At 57.4% G+C, this 25,183-nt stretch carries 22 protein-coding genes and 1 pseudogene; 12 read left to right on the top strand and 11 right to left on the bottom strand.

All coding sequences use genetic code 11. The features are described from left to right. Positions 1–203: 203 nt before the first annotated feature. Both nanR and CTP10_RS23200 read left to right on the top strand, forming a co-directional pair. Positions 204–926 carry a transcriptional regulator NanR gene (gene nanR, locus CTP10_RS23205; RefSeq protein ID WP_116323829.1) on the top strand — a complete coding sequence of 241 codons (723 nt, stop codon included), beginning with the start codon at positions 204–206 and terminating at the stop codon, positions 924–926. A gap of 267 nt (positions 927–1,193) precedes the next feature. Next, the gene (locus CTP10_RS23200; RefSeq protein ID WP_233528477.1) at positions 1,194–2,015 is read left to right on the top strand and encodes a LysR family transcriptional regulator; all 822 of its coding nucleotides are present in this window, start codon (positions 1,194–1,196) and stop codon (positions 2,013–2,015) included. Between the two features lie 356 nt (positions 2,016–2,371). Here the strand turns inward: CTP10_RS23200 and CTP10_RS23195 are convergent, their stop codons facing one another. The 6 genes from CTP10_RS23195 to CTP10_RS23170 form a co-directional block, all read right to left on the bottom strand. Next, positions 2,372–3,370 (bottom strand): aldo/keto reductase, encoded by a 999-nt coding sequence (locus CTP10_RS23195; RefSeq protein ID WP_116323827.1) that lies wholly within the window; start codon positions 3,368–3,370, stop codon positions 2,372–2,374. A 139-nt stretch (positions 3,371–3,509) separates the two neighbouring features. Further along, the gene (locus CTP10_RS23190) at positions 3,510–4,760 is read right to left on the bottom strand and encodes an MFS transporter (protein WP_116323826.1); all 1,251 of its coding nucleotides are present in this window, start codon (positions 4,758–4,760) and stop codon (positions 3,510–3,512) included. Positions 4,761–4,798: 38 nt separating this feature from the next. Further along, on the bottom strand, positions 4,799–6,022 hold the full coding sequence (locus CTP10_RS23185) for an MFS transporter (protein ID WP_116323825.1): 1,224 nt from the start codon (positions 6,020–6,022) through the stop codon (positions 4,799–4,801). 9 nt (positions 6,023–6,031) lie between these two features. Next, positions 6,032–6,895, bottom strand: coding sequence for an SDR family NAD(P)-dependent oxidoreductase (locus CTP10_RS23180; protein ID WP_116323824.1), 864 nt, complete (start codon positions 6,893–6,895; stop codon positions 6,032–6,034). A 15-nt stretch (positions 6,896–6,910) separates the two neighbouring features. Further along, positions 6,911–8,182: a metallophosphoesterase gene (locus CTP10_RS23175; RefSeq protein ID WP_233528476.1), complete on the bottom strand. Its 1,272-nt coding sequence runs from the start codon at positions 8,180–8,182 to the stop codon at positions 6,911–6,913. Positions 8,183–9,000: 818 nt separating this feature from the next. After that, a complete protein-coding gene (locus CTP10_RS23170) occupies positions 9,001–9,639 on the bottom strand; it encodes a DUF6471 domain-containing protein (RefSeq protein WP_116323822.1) in 639 nt (212 codons plus the stop codon). A gap of 320 nt (positions 9,640–9,959) precedes the next feature. On the opposite strand from CTP10_RS23170, the gene CTP10_RS23165 reads away from it, so the two are divergent. The 4 genes from CTP10_RS23165 (at position 9,960) to CTP10_RS23150 (ending at position 15,088) form a co-directional block, all read left to right on the top strand. Continuing rightward, positions 9,960–10,610 (top strand): hypothetical protein, encoded by a 651-nt coding sequence (locus tag CTP10_RS23165; RefSeq protein WP_147316345.1) that lies wholly within the window; start codon positions 9,960–9,962, stop codon positions 10,608–10,610. A gap of 131 nt (positions 10,611–10,741) precedes the next feature. Beyond that, the gene (locus CTP10_RS23160; RefSeq protein WP_147316344.1) at positions 10,742–12,697 is read left to right on the top strand and encodes a hypothetical protein; all 1,956 of its coding nucleotides are present in this window, start codon (positions 10,742–10,744) and stop codon (positions 12,695–12,697) included. Beyond that, positions 12,676–13,686: an ATP-binding protein gene (locus CTP10_RS23155; RefSeq protein ID WP_116323821.1), complete on the top strand. Its 1,011-nt coding sequence runs from the start codon at positions 12,676–12,678 to the stop codon at positions 13,684–13,686. The genes CTP10_RS23160 and CTP10_RS23155 overlap by 22 nt, the downstream gene beginning before the upstream one ends. Next, positions 13,655–15,088 (top strand): hypothetical protein, encoded by a 1,434-nt coding sequence (locus CTP10_RS23150; protein ID WP_147316343.1) that lies wholly within the window; start codon positions 13,655–13,657, stop codon positions 15,086–15,088. The genes CTP10_RS23155 and CTP10_RS23150 overlap by 32 nt, the downstream gene beginning before the upstream one ends. Positions 15,089–15,091: 3 nt before the next feature. On the opposite strand, the gene CTP10_RS23145 is transcribed toward CTP10_RS23150, so the two are convergent. After that, entirely contained in the window at positions 15,092–16,078 is a 987-nt protein-coding gene (locus tag CTP10_RS23145; RefSeq protein WP_147316342.1) for a hypothetical protein, read from the bottom strand. Between the two features lie 682 nt (positions 16,079–16,760). Here CTP10_RS23145 and CTP10_RS23140 point away from each other — a divergent pair. Continuing rightward, entirely contained in the window at positions 16,761–18,287 is a 1,527-nt protein-coding gene (locus tag CTP10_RS23140; RefSeq protein ID WP_271815661.1) for an ISNCY family transposase, read from the top strand. A gap of 154 nt (positions 18,288–18,441) precedes the next feature. Next, positions 18,442–19,254 (top strand): annotated as a pseudogene (locus tag CTP10_RS23135) (ISNCY family transposase); the annotation flags it as partial. A gap of 490 nt (positions 19,255–19,744) precedes the next feature. Here CTP10_RS23135 and CTP10_RS23130 read toward each other — a convergent pair. The 4 genes from CTP10_RS23130 to CTP10_RS23115 all read right to left on the bottom strand — a co-directional run bounded on the left by CTP10_RS23130 (position 19,745) and on the right by CTP10_RS23115 (position 21,491). Then, positions 19,745–19,978 carry a YMGG-like glycine zipper-containing protein gene (locus tag CTP10_RS23130; RefSeq protein ID WP_116322113.1) on the bottom strand — a complete coding sequence of 78 codons (234 nt, stop codon included), beginning with the start codon at positions 19,976–19,978 and terminating at the stop codon, positions 19,745–19,747. Between the two features lie 9 nt (positions 19,979–19,987). Beyond that, positions 19,988–20,371 carry a hypothetical protein gene (locus tag CTP10_RS23125; RefSeq protein ID WP_199414675.1) on the bottom strand — a complete coding sequence of 128 codons (384 nt, stop codon included), beginning with the start codon at positions 20,369–20,371 and terminating at the stop codon, positions 19,988–19,990. Positions 20,372–20,508: 137 nt separating this feature from the next. Further along, positions 20,509–20,859, bottom strand: a complete 351-nt coding sequence (locus CTP10_RS23120; protein ID WP_233528300.1) for a hypothetical protein — start codon at positions 20,857–20,859, stop codon at positions 20,509–20,511. A 95-nt stretch (positions 20,860–20,954) separates the two neighbouring features. Next, entirely contained in the window at positions 20,955–21,491 is a 537-nt protein-coding gene (locus CTP10_RS23115) for a GNAT family N-acetyltransferase (RefSeq protein ID WP_116322199.1), read from the bottom strand. Between the two features lie 192 nt (positions 21,492–21,683). On the opposite strand from CTP10_RS23115, the gene CTP10_RS23110 reads away from it, so the two are divergent. The 4 genes from CTP10_RS23110 (at position 21,684) to CTP10_RS23095 (ending at position 25,103) form a co-directional block, all read left to right on the top strand. Beyond that, entirely contained in the window at positions 21,684–22,049 is a 366-nt protein-coding gene (locus tag CTP10_RS23110; RefSeq protein WP_116322114.1) for an EF-hand domain-containing protein, read from the top strand. 265 nt (positions 22,050–22,314) lie between these two features. Continuing rightward, entirely contained in the window at positions 22,315–22,500 is a 186-nt protein-coding gene (locus CTP10_RS23105) for a hypothetical protein (protein ID WP_199414676.1), read from the top strand. Positions 22,501–22,744: 244 nt separating this feature from the next. After that, the gene (locus CTP10_RS23100; protein ID WP_116322115.1) at positions 22,745–23,980 is read left to right on the top strand and encodes a phospholipase D-like domain-containing protein; all 1,236 of its coding nucleotides are present in this window, start codon (positions 22,745–22,747) and stop codon (positions 23,978–23,980) included. A 91-nt stretch (positions 23,981–24,071) separates the two neighbouring features. Further along, entirely contained in the window at positions 24,072–25,103 is a 1,032-nt protein-coding gene (locus CTP10_RS23095) for a sigma-54 interaction domain-containing protein (RefSeq protein WP_116322116.1), read from the top strand. The last annotated feature ends 80 nt before the right edge of the window (positions 25,104–25,183 follow it).

Raw genomic sequence — 25,183 nt, 5'->3', positions numbered from 1 at the left:
GGTAAACCCTCAAATCGGCTCGGCAATTTGTAGACTATTAGGCTCTTTAATAGGCGACACTCGGCATCTGTTTGGCTCAAAGCAGACAGCCTCCGACCATTATGGTCTAATAGGTGGATAGCTCCTGCCATTTCGGAGCACCACTTCGCAAAGGTGGCGTGGCCACCAAATGTGCTGCATACACCACAACCATTCGAACGCAAATGGATACTTCTTCGATTCCCAACCAGCCGATTCGGCGGAAGAAGCTTTATGAGGAAGTCGCCTCGCGACTAGAGTCAATGATGCTTAGCGGGGCCCTCAACCCGGGGGACACACTCCCGCCCGAGCGCGAGCTCATGGACACGTTCCAGGTCGGAAGGTCGTCGGTCCGGGAGGCTCTTTTCTCTTTGCAGAAGATGGGGCTCGTCGTTATTCGAAACGGTGAGCGCGCGTATGTCACACGCCCATCAGCCGATACCCTTGTTGGAGAACTTTCAGGCTCGGTTCGGCATCTGCTATCGACGCCTGAGGGAGTTCGGGACTTCCAGCAAGCGCGCACAATGCACGAGATTTCGCTGGTACGATATGCGGCCAAGAACGCAACCGCTACTGATATTGCGGGCCTTGAGAAGGCGCTCCAAGCAAATAAAGACGCGCTGGGAAACGATGCCGAGTTCACTAGGACTGACGTCGAGTTCCATCTTGCCTTAGCCAAGATTCCGAACAATCCCATCTTCTTGGCGTTGCACACCGCGATGGCGCGCTGGCTGGAAGAGCAGCGCGCCACGTCGCTGCGGTCCGCGGGCGCCGAGCACGCAGCCTTCGAAGCGCACAGCAGGATTTACGAGGCCATTGCCGCGCATGATGCCGATGCTGCGGAGGCGGCCATGCAAGACCACCTTCGCGAAGTCGAATCTCACTATTGGGCAGCAAAGCGGGCGTGACCGTGACGGGCGCACGAGGGAAGGCTCTTCAGACAGCCCATGTTCCGTCGGCTGGCGAAACGGATCGGTGGAACCAAGAATTTCAGCATCGCCCGGTGCAAATCGCGGCGCTAGCGAGGCCGGCAAGACCTGCGGCCTCCAGCTCAAAAGTAGTTCCTGTCTCATTACATGCCTGTTCGACCGATTGCTAAGATTTCTCGGGCTGACCTTGCCGATCTGAACGCGTTCCGTGCCGTTGCCAGATTGCTAAGTTTCAAGCAGGGAGCCATGGAATTGGGAATCACGCCGTCAGCGCTGAGCCATGCGATTCGAAACCTCGAATCGCGGCTGGGTGTTCGCCTTCTGAACCGGACTAGCCGCACGGTATCCTTAACTGATGCTGGAGCACGCCTGGCAAGCCGACTTGATATCGGCTTCCAGGAAATTGGCGACGCGCTGGAGGACATGAACAAACATCGCGACAGCCCTGTTGGGCGATTGCGATTGAACGTACTCAGTGATGGTGCGCGCTTGGTCCTGGCGAAGCTCCTGCCTCCGTTCTTACAGCGCTACCCCGACGTCGAGGTTGAAGTTGCCGTAGACGACCGGGTCGTTGACATTCTGGCAGCCGGATTCGATGCCGGGATTCGTTTTGGCGGGACGATACCCGAGGATTTCGTGGCAGTGCCACTCGGTCCAGAACTCAGATGGGTCGCAGTGGCATCTCCTCGCTATCTGAACAGACGTGTCTCACCTAAGGTGCCCGAAGATCTGCGTTCACACACCTGCATTCAGATTCGAACCGGACAAGGAACCATCTATCGGTGGGAATTCAAAAAGGACGACGACTATCGAGTGATCGAGGTTCCTGGCCAGCTTTGCGTCAATGAAACGACTCTTGGTATAGAGATGGCCTTGGCTGGCCTCGGCGTGATGTACTGCCTTCAGGACCGGATTGCAGCGCATGTCGAACGGGGAGAATTGCAGGTCGTCCTGGGCGACTGGTCGCCCATCGAGCCCGCATTCCATATGTATTACCCTGATCGTCGCCGGATGCCGCCTGGCTTGCGGGAGATGATTGATACATTTCGCGACAGCTCTGAAATCTAGACACGACTTCAAGAAGTCGTTGAGTTGAGAAGAATGGTCGTGTACAGCGAAGTAGTTTTCACGCTTTCGAGACGTGCGTTCGCACTCGGCCCAGTTCGCCATTCATACGTGGCTGGCCGGAGACTGTGACGTTTCGCCAGCCTCTGCGGACCACCTGTTCCGTCAGTAGCAAGGGTTCAATATGAAACTTGATATTCCTGGCTACGGGAAAGCGCATTTGTACGCTTCCTGCGACGAACAATACGCCCGCACATCAGATCCTGACGTGCGGGCGCTCTGCAAACACAATGCCCCTACCAGATTTCGACGTTGCATCCGCCCCTAAATAAACGGGAAACGGGCCGGGCGCTGTATGCCTATTTGTGCCCGGCGATCTCGTGGGGCACATAGTGAGCCTCCAGAAGCGACCTTTCGTCCCCCGTCAGCTCCACCTCCAGACTCGCCACGGCATCTTCCAATTGCGCAACTTTGGAGGCACCGATGATCGGGGCCGACACACCACCCTTCGAACGTACCCATGCAAGCGCGACCTGCGCCATGGGCACCCCGCGTTCGCTGGACACGCGCTCCACCGCGTCAATGACTTGCTTGTCTGCGGCTTGAGTTCTTTCGAACAGCAACTTGCCTACGCCATCTGTCTCTGAACGCTGCGTTTGCGTACCAAACGGCCTGCTGAGCCGTCCTCGGGCGAGGGGGCTCCAAGGAATCAGGCCCACACCCTGATCGCGGCAGAGCGGAACCATTTCCCTCTCCTCCTCACGGTACAACAAGTTCAAATGATTCTGCATGGAGACGAACTCAGTCCAACCATTACGTCGCGCCACTTCTTGAGCTTTAGCAAACTGCCAGGCAAACATCGATGAGGCCCCAATGTACCGAGCTTTTCCTGCCTTAACGACGTCATGAAGCGCTTCCATCGTCTCCTCAATGGGCGTTGCATGGTCCCATCGATGAATTTGATAGAGATCGATGTAGTCGGTCTCCAATCGCGACAGGCTTTGATTGATCTCGTTCATGATCGCCTTGCGAGAAAGCCCCATGCTATTGGGGCGTGACGCGCCCCCCAAAGCTCCGCCTGGTGGAAAGTACACCTTCGTTGCGAGCACGATCTCGTCTCGCTGTGAAAACTCTTTCAAGAGCTTCCCGACAATGACTTCCGACGTCCCGGCCGAATAGCTGTTCGCGGTATCGAAGAAATTGATGCCAAGTTCGATGGCACGCTTGATGAGCGGGCGCGACTCCGCTTCGCCGAGAGTCCACGCGTGATCGCCGGCCTGAGGATCCCCGAATGTCATGCATCCAAGACAAAGACGCGAGACGTCCAGCCCTGTGGAACCCAGCTTGGTATATTGCATCCTGCCCCCTTTGTTGTCTGGCACCAGAGCGCCAACAAGCACATTGATATCGAGATTGCTAACGAGCACCCGCAAAATGGGGAGACGTTTCGCTACACACTAGGCTACCAAGACTTCCACGCTACGGAATGAAACCAATTCAGTCCTCCGCTGAAGCGCCTTCAGTGACGGCTCGACTCTGAGTACTGGCGTGCGCAGGAGTAAGGCGAAGCGTGGAGAGCACCATCAGACCAAGTCCGGCAATGGCAAGCAGGCCACCTACCCAGCCCGTAGCGGCCCAGCCCAGTCCATGAGCGATTGCCAGGCCGCCCAGGATGGCCCCAACGGCGTTGGATATATTGAACGCACTATGATTGAGCGCTGCAGCGAGCGTCTGAGCTCTACCCGCGACGTTCATCAGGCGAGCCTGAAGAGCCGGAACCAAAGCGAATCCATTTCCGATAAGAAACAGAACCACAAGGGTCAGTGGCCGAGAGCTCGCGACGAGGGAGAACAGGGCCAGAAAGATCGCGTTCCAGGCGAGCATGCCTAAGATCGAGGGCACCAACGCGCGGTCGGCAAGCCATCCTCCAACAAGATTGCCGAAAACCATGCCTACCCCCCAGATGGCCAACGCCAAGGGTACCTGTCCCTCGGAAAACCCGGCAACCTCAATAAGCGTGGGCGTGATGTAGCTGTAGACCGCAAACATGCCGCCGAAGCCAATAGATGCAACAGCAAGGGTCAGCCAGACCATCGGTCGCTTCAACCCCTGCAGCTCGGACGCTGGACTCACTTCTGCATCATTCCCAACAGACGGGACGAAGAACTGCATCATGATCACGGTGAAAGCAGATCCGATTGCCACCGCAAAAAACGCCGCACGCCACCCCCAAACCTGACCGATCCACGTCGCCACAGGGACGCCGATTACGTTTGCAACGGCTAGCCCAAGCATCACATAGCCAATTGCCTGTGCTTTCCGGTTTGCGGGAACCATGGCCGCCGCAACAAGCGATGACACCCCGTAAAACGCCCCGTGAGGCAACCCAGAGATAAACCGTGCCGTCAGCAGACTCGCGCGGTCCCACGCAATGGCGCTCCCGACATATCCCACAATGACTAGCGCCAAAAGCGCAAAGAGGAGAACCTTCCGCGCCCATCGTGCAGCACAGACCGCGATGAGCGGCGCACCGACTACAACCCCCACAGCGTATGCGCTGATGTAGGCGCCGGCCCCCGGAATCGATACGTTCGTGCTCTGAGCCATGCCTGGCAAAAGGCTCATTGAAACGAACTCGCCCGTTCCGATAGCCAGGCCACCGAGTCCCAGCGTCAGTATCGCCGCGAAGAGCCCGCGAGGCGGCCTGACAAGGTTTCCTGCGTTCTGTATCGGCTGTCCTTTAGACATTTCCTTCCTTAAACTTGTGCATGCAATCGGTTACCGCTTCACGCCGGGTGATCGTCTTTCGTCGGCATCTCCCACGGTGTCCCGCCGCTGATCCAGCTAAGCCACAGCCATCCCGCGCATATCAATCCAATTGCGACCGCAACAAGAAGAAGTGACCAGCGAAGCCCCACAATATTTGCTAGAGGACCGATGAAGAGAGGGCCTACCAGCAGCCCCACATAGGCAACACGTGTCGTCACTGCAAGTCCTTGGGATGGTGCCAACCCAGCACCGATCGATAGTCTTCCTGCGGAAGAGAAAAGTATGGGGATCACGTTTGACAGCCCTAGACCCGTTACAAAGAAGCCGACCACCACCCCATCTGCCGAACTGTTCCACAGGATGACCCCCAATCCTGCAACGCCAACCGCACTGCTGGCCGCGATGACAGCCTGGTGTGCGACTCGGTTCCGCACCCAATCACCGCCTAGCCGCCCACCCGCCATCCCCACGGCAAACGCGGCATACCCGAAGCCCACCCATGAGGGCGGTGCCCCGGCAACATCGCGCATATACACGGCCGCCCAGTCATAGAAGGCTCCCTCCACAACCAATGCGCAAAAGGCCAGCACTCCAAACGCGAAAAGACGCAGGCGAACAGTACTCGCCTGAGGCACACGGCTGGCGTTGCCAGCCTCGGGATGTGGGGAGGAATCAAACCGATGCTCCTCGTTTTGCAGATGACGAGCGGCAATCAGCATAGCGAAGCCGACAACTGCAGATAACGACATGAAACTCGCCGCTGACGGCAGCCCTCCGGCCGCCCATGCGCTAGCCAATAGTGCGCCAACCAAACCGCCTATACTGAAACTCCCATGGAGCGAGCCGATGAGAGATCTCTTGGTTAGATTCTCGAGGTGGGCACCTTGCGCGTTCGCGGCAACATCGTTGGCTGCCGTGGCGATGCCATAGACGAAGAGAACAATCAGCAGCACCGGATAGCTTGGAATTAACAGGATCGGGGCAGCAGCTAGCGCCATCATTAATCCCGTTCTCACACTAGTGGTACCGCTTCCGCGCCGAGCGATCCAGGTGCCTGCCCGGCCCATAGTCGCGATCCCACCCAAAGCAACCGCGGCCATGGCCAAGGACAGAACCGCTTCCGACGCGTCAAACTTCGATTTGATTAACGGGACGCTGACACCCCACGTGGCATACAGCAGGCCATTGCTGAATAAGACCAGCATTGCGGAGAGCCGGGCGCCAATCACACTTCCTTGCATTGGCTTCCTTCACTGATCTTTGATTTGACCGCCGCCCACGTAGGCTCGGAACTCGGCTTGATAGTTGGGATGCCAACGCGACAGCGCCGGTCGATTCTTGATGATGTCGTCGACGGACCACTGCAATCGTCGACGATCAGTTTCCCAGGTCACCTCTTCGTCTTGGCAGTACAGGTAGAAGTCGCCCGCATTCAGGCGTTCGAGCATTCGCTCGGCGACCTGGTCAGCCGTCCAAGTGCCCCGAGGTTTTGGCGAGGCTGACGCCATACCCGGAAAATTCATCGACGTAAAGGTGTAGCCCGGCACCAAGAGGTGAGCCGTGACCTTCTCCCCTGCTCGCGTTCGCAGTTCATGTGCCAGTTGCTCCGTCAGCACCCGTAAAGCTGCCTTGGACACGTTGTAGGCAGCGTTTCCCGGTGGGGTGGTTATGCCCTCCTTAGAGCCGACGTTCACAATCGCCGAGCAGGACTCCTGCTTCAGCAAATGTTCGACAAACAGTGCCTGGAGTTCTACGATTGACCAGAAGTTGACCTCCATAGTTTGTCGCCATTGCTCGATGTTTTCCCACGGTCCGGACCCTTTCAGCGAGCCGGCATTGTTCACCAGAAGAGCGATGTCGCCACGATTGAGCGACTTCTTGAGCAATGTCTGCCGCGAGCTCGGTGATGAGACATCCCCGACAACGCCGTAGACAGTGCGCAACGGGGACTGCTCGAGCAACTCGGTGACTGCAGCGTTCAATGCGGCCTCGTCCTTGTCGAAGACAACAACTCTCATTTCTTCTGCGACCAGCCGGCGCGCAATCGCATAGCCAATGCCTGCCGCACCTCCCGTGACGATAGCGACGGCATTCTTTTGTATGGCTTGATGCATGCTTTCTCCAAACGATCAGCGCTTTGCGCGCAGTACAAATTCCGTGATCTCGGCGGGAACGCCTATTCGCAGCGGAAATCCATTCCACAACCCCGTGCCGTTGCTTACGTACAGGTGCATCCCACCAATCTCGTAGAGACCAGACACAAATCCTTCATTGAGCCGCGCCACGAACCAGTCGAACCCTCGCAGCATGCCGCCGTGCGTATGCCCGGAGAGTTGAAGTGCCACACCAGCTTGTGCGTGCTGTTCAGCATCCGAGGGGCGGTGGCTCAATAGAATCATGGGCTGGTCAGGCGAGGCGCCGGCAACAGCCTTCTGGAAGTTCGGTGGCTCTTCGGAAAAGGAAGCGGCAACCGGGTCGGGAATCCCCGTCACAACAAGGCTCCCCCCACTTGTGCTGACAACGGCATGCTCGTTGACCAGCATGCGCATGCCGAGCGCTTCAAACTCTTCCCTCCACGCATCAGCGCCGAAGTAGTACTCGTGATTACCCAGAATCGCGAGAACACCATGATGGGCGCTTAATGCGGCAAGGGGTCGAACGTCAGCTTTCCTGGCAGTAACGTGGCCATCGATCAGGTCCCCCGTGATCACCACAAGATCCGGACGAAGCGCGTTCGTCCGCGCGACGACCCCACTCACCCACTCTTCCGGAAATAGACGGCTAATGTGAAGGTCAGATAGCTGAACGAGAGTGAACCCATCTAGGCGCGGCGCCAGATTTCCGACGTTCACCTCAATTCGCCTTACCTCTGGCAATCGTGTTGCCGCCCAGATACCAGCGGCAGACAAACACAACGCCAGCACGCCAGCGGCGCCACGAAGCAAGGCGTCGCGCCGGCGACTCCACCCTGAGATTCGCATACACCGCCAAACAATGCTCACCGCATCGCAAACGACAGTGAAGGCAACCAACAGACCGAAAGCTCCAAAAAGGAAGCCAACTGCCGCAACCAATGGTCGAGGGAACTCAGGAGAAAACATGTTTCCCCACACCAGTTGGAAGGCCAAAAAGTGCATCGCGGTCGCGACGACAAGTGCACTGATAAGTGCTCGACACTTCCGAGATAGCGGTAGCCGAGGAACGAAACGCCAGAGCAGGTACGCGGCCGCAAGACCGAGATAGATGTGAAACACTTTCTGCTGAAAGCTCCCGCCCGAACGGAAGACAAATGGGGAATGACCGCGCTGATCGTATCCGTAACGCCATGCTGTGCGGTTGAATCTCAGCGGATGCTTCGATGAAATCCGCTCATTGATCGCTTGTCCTGCTCGTGCGAGCAATCACGGGCTAGGCAATCCCGACGGCTCCCTTCGAAGCGCCACACCTGTCGTAGGTTGCTCACACATCGCGCACGCATGCCCACGCGAATTGTGGCCAAGCGTCAACGATTTGAGAGGGGCCCAAGCTTGCAGATCGCCCTTGCTGCGGCAGGGGCGTTCTAAAAGTTGCGCCCGCGTTTGCCCCATAAGCCGACTATTGCGATAAGTTTTCTTGTCGCAATACCAGCGCAGCGGGTCCAAACTGGACGCCGTCGAAACGCGTTCATCCCGATATGCCTATAGACCCGGCTTTCTAAGTCTCACTGAGGAGGCCCGCTGTAAAAAGGGCGGAGCGAAGGACGATCGCCAACCTTCCCCCCGTTGAACTCCCGTTGAACGGGTTCTGCGATGAGCCGTCACTTGCCTGACGAAGACATACGGCTGAAATTCGACGCGTTTCAATTTTTGGCTTCCTCGGCTGCCAGCAAAATTAGGGCGCCACAACGCCTGATCCTTCGCCGTCAAGTAACGCTCTGCGCTTCACCGCCATCGGCCCCGCACCACTAAAGCCAGGACAACGCGGGGGGCGTCCGCGTTTGCATCCACCAGTCCCGAGCAAGATGCAGCGGCACCTAAAAGCAAAATAAGGGACAGGTTCAGACATAAGCGGACAACTGTCTAAATGCGACGCTATCGTCCCTGCAGGCCCGTTTGCGCCGGGGCCCCTGCATCCCCTTGGCTGGCGCGCGCCGCCAGACAGCCGGCCGGTCAGTTAGCCGAAGTGTGACCCCACCGCGCGCGGAGTGTAGTCCTACTACGTGGGTGTAAGGCTCACCGCCTTAAACGCCATGTAGCCCGCGTTGTCGCAAAATCTCCGCCTCAGCCGGTAGGCAGTCATCGTCGCCCGTCGAGGCGCTGCGCCGCTCACGGCGGGCTCGCGACGAGCGACGTGTCTGGGGCTCGACCATCAGTTCCCTTGGCAACATGGGCTCGTACCCTGCCTCCACCAAGGCACGATCGGAGTCGATCACGAACGACATGCGGTAGGTACCGCGCATGGCTTTCAGCGCAATCGAGTTGGCCGTTTCCCGCATGCCGCTGCGGCGCAGTAAGTCGGCGTAGCGCGCATAGGTCAAGTCGCGTGCCGCCAGTTCGTAGCGCAGAATTTGTGCTGCCCAGAGCGCTGATTTCGGGCCAGACAGCGATACCCAAGCAGCGGGCAGGCGGATAGGCAGGACCCAGGAAAGCTCCAAGAAAAAGGCAAGCGAATACGTCCCACGCCCCACTTTTTGCAACATCGCATGGGGGGTCTCCATCGCTTCAACCCCCAATAGCCCGGTGCGTAGCTTGTTCACCGCAGTTGCGAGATCCTCATAAGACACCCGGTGCCACTTCAGTTGCGAACCTAGGATGTCCCGCGCAATGGCTTCCCGCGGCGGCACGCCGGCAACCGTCGATCGTATGGCTTGCGGTTTCACGAAACTTGGCCTAGTTTACATTTCAAAAATAAGAGTTCACATGGCGACTTTGCTCGTATTCCTTCGCCGCCCCATCACCGCGCCGAGCGCACACCGCGCGGCCCCCCAGAGGGCGGCCGCGCCTTGGATCACTGGCCGCGTACGACGGTCAATCGTGTGAACTACCGAGGATACGCGATTTCAGCGTAGACATCGCGGCGCCCGAGCGTGCACACCGGGCGGCAACGCAGCAATGCTGCCCTGCGCTGTGGACTGGTCCCGGTCTAGCGATACAGCGCACTTACGTTAACCGGAAGACGTTCAGCAGCAGCCGTGACAACATGACTTATCCGACACCCATGCGGGGTGGCCGTGCCGCATTAATCCGCCGATATAGCGATGAAAAATATGCCAAGTCCAAAGGACAATTATTTCTTCTCTACAGTCCAACGATTAACGACGATGTCCTCCTGATTGGCGACGCTGAGTTTGTACTGTGGATGATCGCTGTCGAAATGGACCCTCGAGTGAAGGCCATCGACTATCGTCCTGAGCCCCCCGGAATGGAAAAATCTGCAGAACATGCAACGTTTGTTCTTACGCTGTCAGAGGGATTTCCAGCAGAAGTCCATTATATCTCCGATACCTTAGAACGATCCGACGTGCAAAGCTCCTTCGCGGATGACTACAGTATAGTTATTCACCGCAAAAAAGATCTGAGGAAACATGTCCCGTTGATTCAGAGATACCACCAGTTAACATGCTTCGCGGCCGCAATTCGGGATTATGCGTGCGCTGCTGAGCAAAACGCCCTGTTGCACGAAATTGCGCAGCGCGAACGCGGATCAATCTCCGATCTGGCAACCGCATTACCCAACATTGAACAACCAATCCTCTTCGGGATAGTAAGCAGATTAGTCGCCAATGGCACGATAATCATCGATCTGACCCTTGAATCGTTTTCATTGCGCACCATGTGGACAAAAAGGTAGTTTGAACCGCCTCAGGTGCTTGAAATCCCGACTGTGCCCGGTGATTGAACCGATACCGAGGGCCAGCCCACACATGTTTCAGGGCCGACAGGAAGAAGCGAAGCGTTGAAGACGAACATGGAGATTTCGCGATGGGCAGAGTTTCACCAGTAATGACGCTACTTGCATTCGCGCCACCGATCGAAGAATGGCCGACGCCGCCTACTCTTGGCTGGTCGTCCCAGAAAAGGGAACTGTTCGCCCATCGCGTCGCCGCCCTCACCGACTATGTCGACGGCGTGAAAACCGGCATTCAAATCCAACGCGAAACAACCATAAATCGATGCCTTTACTCTGGGCTGCTCAGGAAATGCCTGGAAACTGCGCCCGATGGCCAGATCTTCGGATTCCGAGCCTTAGAGCCCCACAAGCATCACAAGCGGTATACGCGCACAACGCCTGTCAAAGGAAAGCCTTCAAACAACCGTGGCCACTATGCTGGGGCCTTGCAGTACGTCCTGCGCCAGGAACCCCGGCTTGAGACCGACCTTATCCAATTTCTTAAGCAACGCGTGGAAATTTGCAGCGGCAATCCGGAAGCCTTTCGAAAGGGTCTAATATATGCCGAATTCATTCGATTGTTATACGTCCATAAGGTGGACACCGAATGGCCAGAGAATACCAACGATAAGGGACGGAAGACGCTTTATAAATGGTTTGACGAAATTATTGCCACCACACCAGGCCTCCTCGTTGCGACCCAAAGCGACCTAGCCCGAACCAGATCACAGACAGGCACGGGCGAAACATCGCTACTCCAGTTCTTTGAGCCCTTTTATGCTGTCGAGATAGACGCCCACAAGATCCAAGCGTTGACGACCATCATGTTTAATGACGGTATCGAGGAAATTGATGTAATCCTACCCCGTTGGTGGATTCTCGCTGTTGTGGAATCTCGCTCCACGGCGGTATGGGCACATCTTCCAGTATTTTCTTCCGAAGTGAGGGCGTCAGACGTCCAAGAACTGATAAAGCTCGCCTTCGGCACACCGCAAACTCCAAACGGTTTCCCGGAGCCCTATCAGCGGTTCGCGCCGGGCGCCGGGTTCCCGAACGTATTGATTCCCGCTCTCTCGGGAGCCGTCCCGAGTCTCGTCCTTTTTGACAACGCCCTCGCCCATCTTGCTAGAGCTATCCACATGGAAACAAGGAAGATCTTCGGGTTTTCGATTTGTTATGGCAGTCCACACACGCCTTCTACTCGGCACAATATCGAACACCTGTTCGACAGATACGCTGACGGGGTCTCTCATCAGCTTCCCAGTTCAACAGGAAACCGGCCTGACAAAAGACCCTCAGTCGCCGAAGAAAACGCGCTTCGCCTAAGAATTCGCGCTGACGAAGTCGCGCATCTCAGTGGAAATTTCTTTGCCAATTACAACGTTACTCCCAAGGCGACAATTCCCGGGCTGTCCCCGATGCAACTACTTCAACGTGCATTCGCCGGAAACGCGCCCAGCGCACTGCCGAGGCATCTCCCGACCTATCAAAAGGAACTGGCGGACGTACTGTCTGTGCATGCCGTACATACGGTGAAAGGAAATAACGAGAAAGGAATACATCCGTACATTCAACACGAGAGTTGTCGGTATTCTTCCCCGAAGCTCGCAAACAGTTACTGGCTCCGCGGCAAAAAAATAGACTGCCTGGAAAGAGGGGGGCGACATCTCGATCTCTATTACCAAGGTAATTTATTCGATCGAGTCACGGTGCAGGGTAAATGGTCTGGGTTCGAGCATTCGATTCGGGATCGAAAAGCAATCTTATCCGCCGTCCGAAGCAAAGAACTTTCCTTGGTGGGTAGAACAAACTATATGCAGGCTTATCACGAGATGCTGGTCGACCGACTCAAGACGACGAAGGACCCCAAACGGCAAAAAAGGGCGGCTCTCGAGTTACTGCGACTCGAATCGGCGGAATATTTCCGTGACAAACACAAAGAAGGTAAAAAAAATAAGCAGAAAGTTACGCCGCCGACTACGCCACGCTTTACCAATCGCACAGGCATTCTCAATGGAGAAAGATCATGGAAGATTCGCAATCGATAATACTGACGGCGGAAGCCGAGTCCCTGCTTCGCGACGAAACACAGCGAGCACGGTTGCTGTCCATGCACCCCCTTCAAATGGGTACATATATCATTCCAACTCCGATGATTATGACATGTTACGAGGAAGCAAGTAGTCGTGTAGCCGACCAACGTACGGGAACTTTGTTTGCTGGCGAATCGCGCTTAGGGAAGACGTATACAGCACGATGGTGCAAAAGCCAACTTATTGAAGATTTCCCTCAATGCGCCGTCACAGCAATGTTTGTTCCGGCTGTTGAAAGCACCTCCAATGAGCGAGTTCATCGTCTGCTGCTCGACGCGATTGGACACCCCTATCCTCAATCAGCAAGACAACCTCGCCTTTTAAAGATGATTATTTCCGCTGTTATTTCCCGATGCGCTCAACTTGGGGGACACCAATTTGTACTTGTCATCGATGAGGCAAACAACTTGGGCAAACTCGATTTTCACCAGTTGATCGCGATTCAAAACGGTCTTGATGAGCAGCAGATAAAGATGACATCCGTTTTGTTTGGGCTAACGAAATTGAAAGCTAGGATCTCGCAATTTCGTGAAGACGAAGAAGATCAGATTATTGCTCGCTTCTTCCGATCCGTGGATCCGTTCTATGGCTGCAGAAGCGTGGAGGAGCTTCATTACATTCTCTCTCAGTATGATTCACCACAGGGCTCCGCGTGGCCAGACGGCACTAATATCTGCTTTACCCGTTTTTATTTTCCACTGGCATACGTCCACAATGGCTTTCGCCTTTCTAACTACGCGTCGTCCATATGGGAAACGCTAGAGTCGCGTCAGAAAATTCCGATAATTGGATTACAAATGGAGATTGTCGCACTGGTCGTTAGACATCTTTTTCTCGATAACTTCAAACGGGACTCACCGTGTTTTGCGTTCACACCGCAAGATATCGATGCTGCAATAGAAAAATCTGATTATGGAAACCAAAATCCAAAACTCAATCTTTGATCTTTCTTCTTGTTCAAGGCCGAACGTAATGAATTCACCCTCGGCCCACTTGATCCAACGCTGTTCGCCAACGCCCTTTGTCGCCGGATGGCTGTGGATTTATTCGCTTGCCGTCGACAACGCCATGACAATCAGGGAACTCATGCGTCTGCTAGCCGCCGGTGATACGAATGCCGCTGGCACCGTCATAGACACCAGCATTGATGTGGCACGCTTAGCTCGGCTGACTGACACCGACTACGGTTTGGCAAAGCTTTCTTTTGCCGAGCTTTTCGGCTTTGGCGCAAACCAAACTACAGAGATTTTTCATTGCCCAGGATGTTTGATGCAACTATATGAAAGCTCGCTCAACGCTCTCCGCATAATGGAACGGTGCCCTATACACGATGAACCTTATATTCGCTGCAAAGCTTGCGCGAGATCATTTTCTTTGTCGCGCAACGACATCATACCTCGATACCTTAATTGCTGCACAACCGGAATCAGCATTGATCTACTCGATCATCGACATCGAATCCAGCCAGACTTCGAAAATGAAATGTCCAGCATTAACAGATCCCTTGTTGAATGGCTCGTTAGATTGCACGGCGCGCACTCCCACCATGGACTGCTTTCCGCCCTATTTTCAAATAAAAGTAACGCGCGTAGGCCAGACCCGATATTTCCATGGATTTTAGGCGCCGCAACGGCGATTGAGCCATCTCCGCCGAGGATATTATTCCCCTCCCAGCCGTCATTGTGTCGGATTATTGAGCGATCATTATCGGATATTAATGATGCATTCGATGATCGGATGATCTATCGCATCGTGAGGCGTTGGATTACCCATACCTACAGTCGTCGCCACCGGCAATGCCTGGCTGAACTCCTTCGGCTCGCACAGCATGAACGTGAGGCCATCGAGATTTCGAACTGCTGCCCGTTTGCCCTAGCTTTGCTGTCCTGGCGCGCGGCGCGGGAGGGGTGCACGATCGATGCCCTCAACATGAAGGCACCCCCCTCGGACATATCGCTGCCATACTGGATCAAAAAAGATACTCCAGCTCAGGCGAAATTAATAAGCTTAATGATAGACTTTATCCGGTTATGGAAACTTACATTGGACCATATTTCGGCGACCCTTCCATTCAAGATTCAGACAAACCACTCAGAAACGAGGGTTATGGCGAAATATATAAATGATCAAAACGCGATAATAGGATTATTACCAGTGACCGAAGTCATTCGCGATCGCACTACGAATATTTGCGTAACGCGATCGACATCAGCTCGGCCTTCGGTAAACTCTAATGAATCTTACAATCGCCACGGGTGGAATCACGTAGCCGACGGTGTAACTTCCTTTACGGTTTCCAACTTCAGCGAAAAATACCGGGCGAGTTATGATTACATTCTGGCCTAACCGCTATTCTTTTGCTCGGTAATTTTCAAAAAGACGTTGATCCAGACTTGGAACGTTGGTTAAACTTTTTAGCCCAAGGAAAGCTCGCGCATCAATTGCGCCTCTTTGTTCAGCAATCTCCCTTGCCGCCCCTAATCGCACCGACTCTAACGAAGCGCAACGTAGGCGTTCGACCATAGCGGCAGGAGCACCGGCCTGCGCACACTCGTCTGCCACGAAACAAAATACCGACTTCATCAGCTTGTGAAGAGCTTGTCTAGTTATCACATTACCTGCCTCCGACGAGACCAGCGGAGCGTCTTCATCAGGATGAGGCAAATCCCAGAGATCCATACTCAGACGATAGTCCTGCAGGCGGGAAGCCAACTCAGAACCCAGAGTCGGAATTTCTCGTACACCAAGGCAAGTTGAATACGCAAGAACAGTCGTGCTCCTGCCCAACAAGACGTCTCGGAATGCTGCCATAGTATTTCTTGGATCCTCCAGTTCCGACACCCGAAATCCGGAACGGAGAAGTGAAAAAATCCAACGTAGACGCGGGCCATCATCATCTGTGGGAAGAGTTTTCAGATGTGCCTCAACACAACTAAGGTCGTCATCCGTCAGGGCCGGGACTTTCGGCTCCTTCAGTCGTTCCCATTTTTGGTTTTTAATGTTGATGAGGGCAAGGTTTCTGGCTACCAGGCCTTCTGCTTGCAGTTCTTGATACAGGGAGGAGAAGATCCTGAGCGACGTGCGTAGAGCGGCAGTCTTCAAGCCGGTTCGAAAGAACGGCTTCCATTCCGATGAGGCGTACGAGGCCTTTACATGCCCGATCAAGTTTACTGGTGGGTCTTTTAGAAACTCGACAAACACTGCCCAGTCGTCATCCGAGAGCCTGTTAAGGGAGCGGTTTTCAGACAAATCGAACCATATTGCCAGCCGTGCGACTTCTAGACGATAAGAACAAAACGTCGAGGGCACCTCGCAACGATTAAGCCACTTTCTCACGGCACCGATTTCCTCAATGCGGGAAATGGCATGGTGAAGTGTAGCGCCATAATATATCAGACCCATTCCACGTCCCCTGATGACTATCCGCTCTTCCATAGAAGATTAGGCATCATGAAGAAATTGTTCAATAGACTAAAGACTCAAGCCTCTTTTGCACATTTTCGAAGAATTACTTCTGATTTCACGCGTCTGACATGGCGCTAATTGACCCATGTAATCCCAACCGCGAATAGATAAAATTGTTCAGCCGAGGTGTTTCGCGCAGATTTCATGGAGTCGCCTGGTGAGGGTGAGGGCGATGGCGTTGAGTTTGGCTTGTGAATATGCAACACCCTGAAGCCTTTGTGGGCGTGATGGGCGCTGCAGATAAAACAAAGATGGCGGATCTGCTACTCCTCGAAACTCAAAAAGCAAACATGCGGGAACGGTGGCGCAAAGGTGACACGCTTGCGCGACCAGTGGGATCCGCAGTCGATTGCAGACATAAGCCGTCAGCGTATGTTGATGAATTACTTACTAATTTCCAATTGTATAATTATTAGTTCTTCGAACCGACAACTGATTTTGAAATGCAGTCGCCCAAAAAAGAAGACGAAACGCATGGAAGTCATTGATTTGAAAAGACTTTACGAGCAGATCTTTGTTAGGTTTTTAGTCCAGGGATGTACCGGAGGCCGCGATGCGCAAGCCCGAGACCATCACGATGACTATGCGCGAACTCGATCGGCTCAAGGTGATTCAGGCCGTGGTCGATCATGGCCTGTCGGTATGGCGCGCGGCCGAGAAGCTCGGCTTATCACGGCGTCAGGTGGAACGTCTGGTACTACGCTACCGTGAGGACGGTCCCGTCGGCTTGGGCTCGCGCAAGCGTGGTCGTGACAGCAACCGCCAGCTCCCGCCCGGGCTGGAATCCCGTGTCCGGGGCCTGATCCGCGACAGCTACGCCGACTTCGGCCCCACGCTGGCGGCCGAGAAGCTGCGCGAGCGCCATGGCATCAACCTGGCCACGGAAACGGTGCGCCGGATCATGATCGACGCCGGTTTTTGGATCCCCAGGAAGCTGCGCCCGCCCAAGGTGCACCAGCCGCGCAACCGCCGCGCCTGCCTGGGCGAGCTGGTGCAGATCGACGGCAGCGACCACGCCTGGTTCGAGGACCGGGCCCCGGCCTGCACGCTACTGGTGTTTGTCGACGATGCCACCAGTCGGCTGATGCAGTTGCTGTTCGTCCCATCGGAATCCACACCAGCGTACTTCACCGCCACACGCGCCTACATTGAGCGCCACGGCAAGCCGATGGCGTTCTACAGCGACAAGTTCAGTGTCTTCCGGGTCAATGCCCGGGACAGCGCCGAGGGGCGCGGCTACACCCAGTTCGGGCGCGCGCTGTTCGAGTTGAATATCGACATCCTGTGCGCCAATTCGAGCCCGGCCAAGGGCCGCGTCGAGCGCATGAACGGCACACTGCAGGACCGGCTGGTCAAGGAGCTGCGGCTGCGCGGCATCAGCACGATGGATGCGGCCAATGCCTTTGCCGCACATTTCATCGCCGACTTCAACGCGCGCTTTGCCAAGGTGCCGCGCAGCGACTTTGATGCGCACCGGCCGCTGCGCGGCGATGAGGATCTGGAGCGGATCTTCAGCTGGCGCGAGTGGCGCAAGGTGTCGGCCAGCCTCACGCTGCAGTATGACAAGGTGCTGTACCTGCTCGAGGACCGGCCCGAGCACCGGCGCCTGGTCCACCGCTACCTCGAGGTCGCCGAGTATCCGGACGGGCGGATCGAGCTGTGGGCCGACGGCGCGTCCCTGCCCTACACCACCTTTGACAAGCTCGCCGAGGTCGACCAGGGCGCGATCGTCGAGAACAAGCGGCTCGGGCACGTGCTGGCCATTGCCGCGCAGGTGCAGGCGCGGCGCGACAGCCGGCAAACCATCGGGCCGTCGCGCACGCTGGCCGGCGAGCCGCCGCGCCCACACCGGCCGGCGCCCAACACCAAGCGGCAGCGGCTGATCAACCGGCTCGATCTGGAGCGCGCGATGGCGGCGCCGCCGCGCAATGAGAAGGCGGACATTTTAACTTTGCCCACCGTGAATCCATTGCCCCACCCTGGGCTAAATTCTGTCACGTCAGGCCAGCACCACCGCCCCACCACCACCCCGCAAAAGACGCCAACCCCGCACAAAAAGCACGCTCGCTCCGACATTTGAATTCAGCGGAAGGGACGACCTTTCAAAACCGGCTGGACAAGCGGTGTAGCGGCAAAGTTGTAATGTCCGGTTTTGGCAAAGTTGAAATGTCCGCTTGAGTGCTCCATTCGTGGTATTTAGCCTGCCCGGTTGAACACGATGGAGACGCCAGAGGATGGCTAAATCCGAGGTCATTACAGTCAGCATGCATGAGTTAGACAGGCTCAAGACCGTCCAGGCGGTCGTAGATGGTCAGTTACGGCCCGGTGTGGCCGCCGAACGGTTGGAGATCACGGACCGGCAGTTCCGGCGGCTGCTGGAACGCTATAAACAGGAAGGCCCGTCCGGGCTAGTGTCGCGACGGCGCGGGCGACCCAGCAACAATCGCATGCCTGCGGACCGCGAATCTGTAGCCCTTGGCCTGATCCGGGAACACTACGCCGACTTCGGCCCAACGCTGGCGGCCGAGAAGCTGCACGAGCGCCATGGACTGACCTTGTCCAAAGAAACGATCCGCCGACTGATGACGGCAGCCGGCCTGTGGGTGCCGCGCAAACAGCGGCCGCCCAAGGTCTACCAGCCTCGTAACCGGCGCGCCTGCTATGGCGAACTGATCCAGATCGACGGCAGCGATCACCGCTGGTTTGAGGAGCGCGCGCCAGCCTGCACGCTGCTGGTGTACGTCGACGACGCCACCAGCCGGATCATGGAACTGCGCTTCACTCATTCGGAATCCACGTTCACGTATTTCGCGGCGACCCGTGCCTATCTGGAGCGCCATGGCAAGCCGGTGGCGTTTTACAGTGACAAGGCCAGCGTTTTCCGGGTCAACAAACAAGGGGCGACCAGCGGCGACGGCCACACCCAGTTTGCCCGGGCGTTGTTTGAGCTGAACATCGAAGGCATCTGCGCCAACAGCAGCCAGGCCAAGGGCCGCGTCGAGCGGACTCACCTGACCCTGCAGGACCGGTTGGTCAAGTGGACCAGGGCGCGATCGTGGACAACAAGCGCCTGGGACATGTGCTGCAGATGGCCCAATACGTTCAGGAGAAGCGCGACAACACACGGTCGCTATCTGTGCCTGGCACGGAGGGGGCTCCCCGCAAGCGAGGACGACCGCCCGGCAAGAAGTCGCAGCGCTCGCTGGATCAGAACGATATGTTGGAAGCGCTAAAACGCTTACAGCGGCAACCGTGGCCGCTTAACGGAACCGAGAACTGATTTCAGCTTGACACCTGGGAATTCAAATCCGCCCTGCTGGCATGACCGCCCCACCCTGATCACAAATCTGCCGCTTCAGGCCAGCACCACCGCCCGACGGGCACCCCAAAAACAGAACAAACAAAGCTGAAATGACACCGGACAACCGGACATTTCAACTTTGCTGGCGCCCGGACATTTCAACTTTGCCTGGACAGTTAGTGTCCAGGCAAAGTTGAAATGTCCGGGTTGATCCGGGTACCCTGTGCGGCGAACAGCTACCAAGGTTGTTGCTGCTTGCCTCCCTTGATATTGCCCGCAACCCCGCCGGCAACAGCGCCGATCGCGGCGCCGGTCCAGCCGCTGCCTCCGGCAATGGCCGCAATGCCCGCGCCGGCCGCTGCGCCGATTGCGGCACCTGATACCGTGCCTTGCTGCTGCGGCGTCATGTTCGTGCATCCGACAACGCCAGCGACGGCCAGCGTTGCGCCAATGAGATGGAGTCGTTTCATGGCATTGCCTTACTTTTTGCCGGCTAATCCGGGGACAACCATCTCGAACCAGATGGTTTCAATGACCGGCCGCTGCAACTGGTCCGGATGTGCGGCGTACCAACGATCCAGGCCCTGGCGCACCGAATCCAGCGAGTGCGCTTTCAGCCCCCTTGCAAAACGCGGGACGATGCTTGCCGAGTCGGGCGGTGAATTACCGGCGTGATAGGCCACGTCAACCTGGACGACGTTGGCAATGCCGACAAGGTAAGCCTTCTTCATCTGATCTGACGATTCAGTCCACTGCTTGCCGGTGATCAATGGGATTTCATCCGCACGGGCAATGCTGGCGCCCATCGTCAGCGCCGTCCACGCCATGGCTGTCACCGCGAGCCCGATCAGCCTTGTTGCCATCGCATCCTCCTCAGTTGGGCCATGCACAGGACTTTGTCTTGATCCATATTAGTTGGTGTGCAGGCGTCTGCTGATCCACTCCTTGCGGAGCTCAAGCGAGTCGCTGGGCCTGCTCCCACGCCAGGCTGCCTCCCTGGCTAACTACCCGGGCATGTCGCTGGCATCTTGAGCGTCAGCGTCAGCTTGCTTCCCTTGGTTACAGATATGGTCTGTCCGTAGCTGACAGTCGGCATGAATTGAATGTCGGGTGCCACGGCTACCGGCGGATTTTTTGCGCCACCGATGGTCAGGTCGAGCTCCACATTGACCGCGTCGAAAGACCCCTGCCCTTTTGCCTCGGCGTCCTTCTTGAATGCGCACAGTCCGGCGGAGACTTGCTGCAAGGCGGTGGGGATATCAACTGGCTTGCCTGGCGGGATCGGTGCGGTGTTACATCCGGCAAGCATTAACGCAGCGAATGCAAAAAGGAAGGCAAACTGGGTGCGCATTGGAAGTCCTCAAGGGTCCGGCAGGTGAAAAAGCCTGTATCAGCCTGTATCAGCCTCAGCGTCGCTTCTGTTCGCTTCCGAACTGACATCCGGCCTTACAGCACAAGGGTTACCACGCGCAGCGTGGCATCGTCGGGACACGGTACGTCGGCAAATCCCAACCGCCTGGCCAGTCGCCGCATCGCAGTATTCGATGACAGAACATAACCTTCCATGCATCGATATCCGCGACGGCGGGCAATGTCGATCAAAGCGCCCAGCAGTCGGCTGGCAAGGCCAAGCCCATGCCAGTCATCCACTACCGTCACGGCAAACTCACAGGTATCGCTGCCCGCCGCCGCAGCGTAGCGCGCGCCGCCAACGATAGCGGGATTCTTTTCCGTCCTGGCAAGCGCCACCAGGGCGAACTCGCGCTCGGCGGCCGGGTGTGTCGCCTGCTCAAGCATGGCTTCGGGCAGTTGCTGCATGGCAGCCATGAATCTGGCATAACGCGCATCGGCAGAAAGCCTGCTGAATGCCGCGATCAGGCCGGCCTTGTCGTCTTCGGCAATCGCCCGAACCAGCACCTCCCGTCCATCGCGCAGGACTATGTTGAACGCCGGGAATGTTGTCGCATCTGGCTTGTTTTGCATGACGTCGGTGCCGTAAGAGAAAGCCGCGTTTAAGAGTTCGCAGCGTTCCATATTAGGCTCTAAATCGTCGTCGCCGGATATGGCGCGCAGTTTTCGCCCCAGCGCCTAGAATGCTGAGTGAGCACAGGTTCACTGGCCTGGATATCTCCCTTTGCAACGACTCAAACAACATCGTGACTGGAGGTGAGCGACATGACCGTACGCAAATTGCCCGCAGTTGGTTTCGCCGTCCTGATGGCATTCACTTCTTTAGGTGCAATCGCCCAGCCGGCGCAGGGATCATCCCCACCGGCAGCGGCGCCGGGCGAGGTTCCGAAAGCGCCACCGACCACGGCACAAGCCAAGGCCTTGATTGCCGAACGATTCAAGGCGGCGGATGCCAATCATGACGGCAAGCTGAGCCGTGACGAAGCGCAGGCGGGCATGCCGCAGGTCTACGAGAACTTCGACAAGATCGACGCCAGGAAGAAGGGATACGTCACGGAACGCCAGATCGGTTCGTATTGGATGAAGAAGACAAAGGATCAGATGCAGAAGGAAGATCCGATCTGGAACTGAAGTCGCAAGGTAGGTTCACCCAAAGGGTCAGCCACGGGCAAACGTGGCGGAAGCGGCTTGTGCCAATCGAAGTTTGCCCGGTGCTGTGCCTGGCTGCCCCGAACTGCAAAATTTATGTCCCGCATAGCAAAACGCGGGCGCAAAGATTTCTCATACTGAAGGCAGCCGTCGCTCTCGATCGACCTGGTCGGATCGAATAAACGCGGCCCATGGATGCAACGCGCTGCCCCGCGCGACGCACTGGAAAACCATTTGAGCTGCCGTCATGTTCGCTATTGCTTGCTGGTTGATTTTCTCCGTTTCGGTTGGCTTCATTGCCAATGCGCTGGGACGCTCCGCTGCCGTCTGGATGGCCTTCTCGCTGATCTTCAGCCCGTCCCTCGGCTTGATAATCGTAGCTGTCCTCGACAAGAAGCGGAGCCGGTCCGTCGTCGCGCCGCAGGAAGCCTGACACGAAAGGGGTAGTGCTCAATCGGGAGCGCCCGGCGCCCCGCAAGCTGCCCTCTTCCGGCCAGGCTCGGATGTCCACCCTGGAAACCGCCAGCCCATAAAAACGACGTATGCTTTCATAGTCGCCAGCTTGCCGGTGCAACCCTCGGGCCAGACATCATGGTGCTTGCGTGATCCGCCGTCGCCACGCCTTTCCAGGCGCGCGCAGAAGGGGCCGAATACTCGCGCTGCTAGCCGTCATTCTCATGGCCGCCCTCGGCGGCATTGTTGCGTACAATCTGATTGGCGGCGAAAAGCGTATCGAGCGGCGTCTCGACCGGCTCTACAGCCTGGCCGACCCGCAGTTTGCCCACGAACTGGGCGTGCTGCTAGGGCCGCCGGTCGTCGATGGCAACCGCTATCGCGTGCTCAGGAATGGCGACGAAATCTTTCCCGCGATGCTGGGCGCGATCCGCGGCGCGAAGAAGACGATCAATTTCGAGTCGTACATCTACTGGTCCGGAGAAATCGGCAACGAGTTCGCGCAGGCCCTTTCCGAACGCGCCAGGGCGGGCGTCAAGGTAAAGGTACTGCTGGATGCCGTCGGCAGTTCCAAGATCGACGAATCCGCCATGGACATCATGACCAGCGCCGGCGTGGACGTGCGCCGCTACCATCCGGTGCGGTGGTACACCGTCGGCAAGCTCAACAACCGCACGCACCGCAAGGTGCTGGTGGTCGATGGCGCGATTGGCTTTACCGGCGGCGTCGGCATTGCGCCGGAATGGACCGGCAATGCCCAGGATCCCGACCACTGGCGCGATACGCATTTCCAGGTGGAAGGCCCCGTGGTTGGCCAGATGCAGTCCATATTCCTGGACAACTGGATCAAGGTCAGCGGCCAGGTGCCGCATGGTCCGGAGTATTTCCCAGAATTGCCGCCGCTCGGCGACGGCCGCGCCCAGATGTTCAGCAGTTCGCCCACCGGCGGCAGCGAGAGCATGGCGCTGATGTACCACCTTGCCATCACGGCAGCCGCGCAGACCATCGACCTGTCGGCGGCCTACTTCGTGCCCGACGAGTTGACGGAAAAGGCATTGCTGGCGGCCCTGGAAAGAGGTGTCAGGCTGCGCGTGATCGTGCCGGGCGAGCATATCGATTCGGAAACCGTGCGCGCCGCGTCGCGCCGGCGCTGGGGCCGGTTGCTCAAGGCTGGCGCGCTGATCGCCGAATATGCGCCCACGATGTACCACTGCAAGGTGTTGATCGTCGATGGCCTGCTGGTGTCGGTCGGGTCGACCAATTTCGACAACCGGTCATTCCGTCTCAATGACGAAGCCACGCTGAATATCCTGGATGCCGGATTTGCCGCGGAGCAAACCAGGATCTTCGAGGAAGACCTGAAACTATCGCACCCGCAGACGCATGAACAGTGGGCCAACCGTCCCTGGACCGAAAAGCTGCGCGACCGGATGGCATCGCTGATCGGTTCCCAACTCTGACGCGGGTTATGATGCTGGCGATTCAGGCCCGCCCCCATGGTCATGCCAGAGCGCGCCAGCCATGCGCGCCCTGCTCGGCCGTCCGCCAGCGATGAACGCCCCACTGCAACTCGTCGGAAACCATCCATCGATCGTCGCCTTGCGCGACCTCATTGCCCGCGTGGCCAGCAGCCAGGCCCGCACGGTCTTGCTGTACGGCGAGACCGGCACCGGCAAGAGCCTGGTGGCTCGCATGCTGCATGAGCAATCAAGCCGCGCCGGTGCGGAATTTATCGACATCAACTGCGCGGCGATCCCGGCGCAATTGCTGGAATCCGAGCTGTTCGGCCACGAGCGCGGCGCCTTCACCGGTGCAGTCGGCAAGAAGGAAGGGTTGATCGAGGCCGGCAATGGCGGCACCGTATTCCTGGACGAGGTACGGGAGTTGGACCTGGTGATGCAGTCCAAGCTGCTGACGCTGCTCGATACCCGGCGTTTCCGCCGGGTCGGCGCGGTCAAGCCGATCAGCGTGGATGCGCGCTTTATCGCCGCCACCAACAAGATCCTCCTCAGCGAGGTCAACGCCGGCAAGTTCCGCGAAGACCTGTATTACCGGCTGCAGGTCATCGCTATCAATATCCCGCCCTTGCGTGAGCGCGGCGACGACATCCTGCTGCTCGCGCTTGCCGCGCTGCAGCGCTACAACCGCCAGTACGGCAGCCGGATGGAACGGCTCCACCCGGAAGTCGAGCGGATCTTCCGCGCGTATCGCTGGCCGGGCAATGTGCGCGAGCTGGAAAACCTGCTGGAACGCATCTGCCTGCTCGAGCAAGGCGATAGCGTGCTGCCGGTGCATCTGCCGGCGCGGATCCTGCGCGCGACCGGCGGGGCTGACACCCCTGGCACGACCACCGCGCCCCTGGCCGATCTCGCGCCGGTTGCCTGCGCCGCATCGCCCGCGGCAAGCACGGCGCTGGCGGATGGCCTGGACTACCACGCCGCCACGGCGCAATTCCAGGCCGCGCTGGTCGGTCAGGCCCTGGCAACATGCCACGGCAACCTTGCCGAGGCGGCGCGCCGGCTTGGCCTGAGCCGCCACGCCCTCCGGCACCAGATGACCAAGCTTGGCCTGGCCGCAGGCTGAGCCGGCGTGCCTTTCACGCAGCCGCGTGGGATACGCGCGCTCTCCGGGGCTGCATGCGCGCGTCCTTCACGCAGCCTCCT

The organism is Cupriavidus sp. P-10 (assembly GCF_003402535.2).
GTDB lineage: Bacteria > Pseudomonadota > Gammaproteobacteria > Burkholderiales > Burkholderiaceae > Cupriavidus.
Note: the sequence above shows the minus strand (reverse complement) of the source record. Positions and strands in the feature narration are given on the sequence as shown.

Bases quoted from the DNA above. Each gene is read 5' to 3' on its own strand.
- CTP10_RS23190 (WP_116323826.1), bottom strand. From the start codon at position 4,760: ATGTCTAAAGGACAGCCGATACAGAACGCAGGAAACCTTGTCAGGCCG.
- CTP10_RS23110 (WP_116322114.1), top strand. From the start codon at position 21,684: ATGACCGTACGCAAATTGCCCGCAGTTGGTTTCGCCGTCCTGATGGCA.
- nanR (WP_116323829.1), top strand. From the start codon at position 204: ATGGATACTTCTTCGATTCCCAACCAGCCGATTCGGCGGAAGAAGCTT.
- CTP10_RS23160 (WP_147316344.1), top strand. From the start codon at position 10,742: ATGGGCAGAGTTTCACCAGTAATGACGCTACTTGCATTCGCGCCACCG.
- CTP10_RS23120 (WP_233528300.1), bottom strand. From the start codon at position 20,859: ATGCGCACCCAGTTTGCCTTCCTTTTTGCATTCGCTGCGTTAATGCTT.
- CTP10_RS23155 (WP_116323821.1), top strand. From the start codon at position 12,676: ATGGAAGATTCGCAATCGATAATACTGACGGCGGAAGCCGAGTCCCTG.
- CTP10_RS23140 (WP_271815661.1), top strand. From the start codon at position 16,761: ATGCGCAAGCCCGAGACCATCACGATGACTATGCGCGAACTCGATCGG.
- CTP10_RS23105 (WP_199414676.1), top strand. From the start codon at position 22,315: ATGTTCGCTATTGCTTGCTGGTTGATTTTCTCCGTTTCGGTTGGCTTC.
- CTP10_RS23095 (WP_116322116.1), top strand. From the start codon at position 24,072: ATGAACGCCCCACTGCAACTCGTCGGAAACCATCCATCGATCGTCGCC.
- CTP10_RS23130 (WP_116322113.1), bottom strand. From the start codon at position 19,978: ATGAAACGACTCCATCTCATTGGCGCAACGCTGGCCGTCGCTGGCGTT.
- CTP10_RS23150 (WP_147316343.1), top strand. From the start codon at position 13,655: ATGGAAACCAAAATCCAAAACTCAATCTTTGATCTTTCTTCTTGTTCA.
- CTP10_RS23115 (WP_116322199.1), bottom strand. From the start codon at position 21,491: ATGCAAAACAAGCCAGATGCGACAACATTCCCGGCGTTCAACATAGTC.
- CTP10_RS23195 (WP_116323827.1), bottom strand. From the start codon at position 3,370: ATGCAATATACCAAGCTGGGTTCCACAGGGCTGGACGTCTCGCGTCTT.
- CTP10_RS23125 (WP_199414675.1), bottom strand. From the start codon at position 20,371: ATGGCAACAAGGCTGATCGGGCTCGCGGTGACAGCCATGGCGTGGACG.
- CTP10_RS23180 (WP_116323824.1), bottom strand. From the start codon at position 6,895: ATGCATCAAGCCATACAAAAGAATGCCGTCGCTATCGTCACGGGAGGT.
- CTP10_RS23165 (WP_147316345.1), top strand. From the start codon at position 9,960: ATGACTTATCCGACACCCATGCGGGGTGGCCGTGCCGCATTAATCCGC.
- CTP10_RS23100 (WP_116322115.1), top strand. From the start codon at position 22,745: ATGGCCGCCCTCGGCGGCATTGTTGCGTACAATCTGATTGGCGGCGAA.
- CTP10_RS23185 (WP_116323825.1), bottom strand. From the start codon at position 6,022: ATGCAAGGAAGTGTGATTGGCGCCCGGCTCTCCGCAATGCTGGTCTTA.
- CTP10_RS23200 (WP_233528477.1), top strand. From the start codon at position 1,194: ATGGAATTGGGAATCACGCCGTCAGCGCTGAGCCATGCGATTCGAAAC.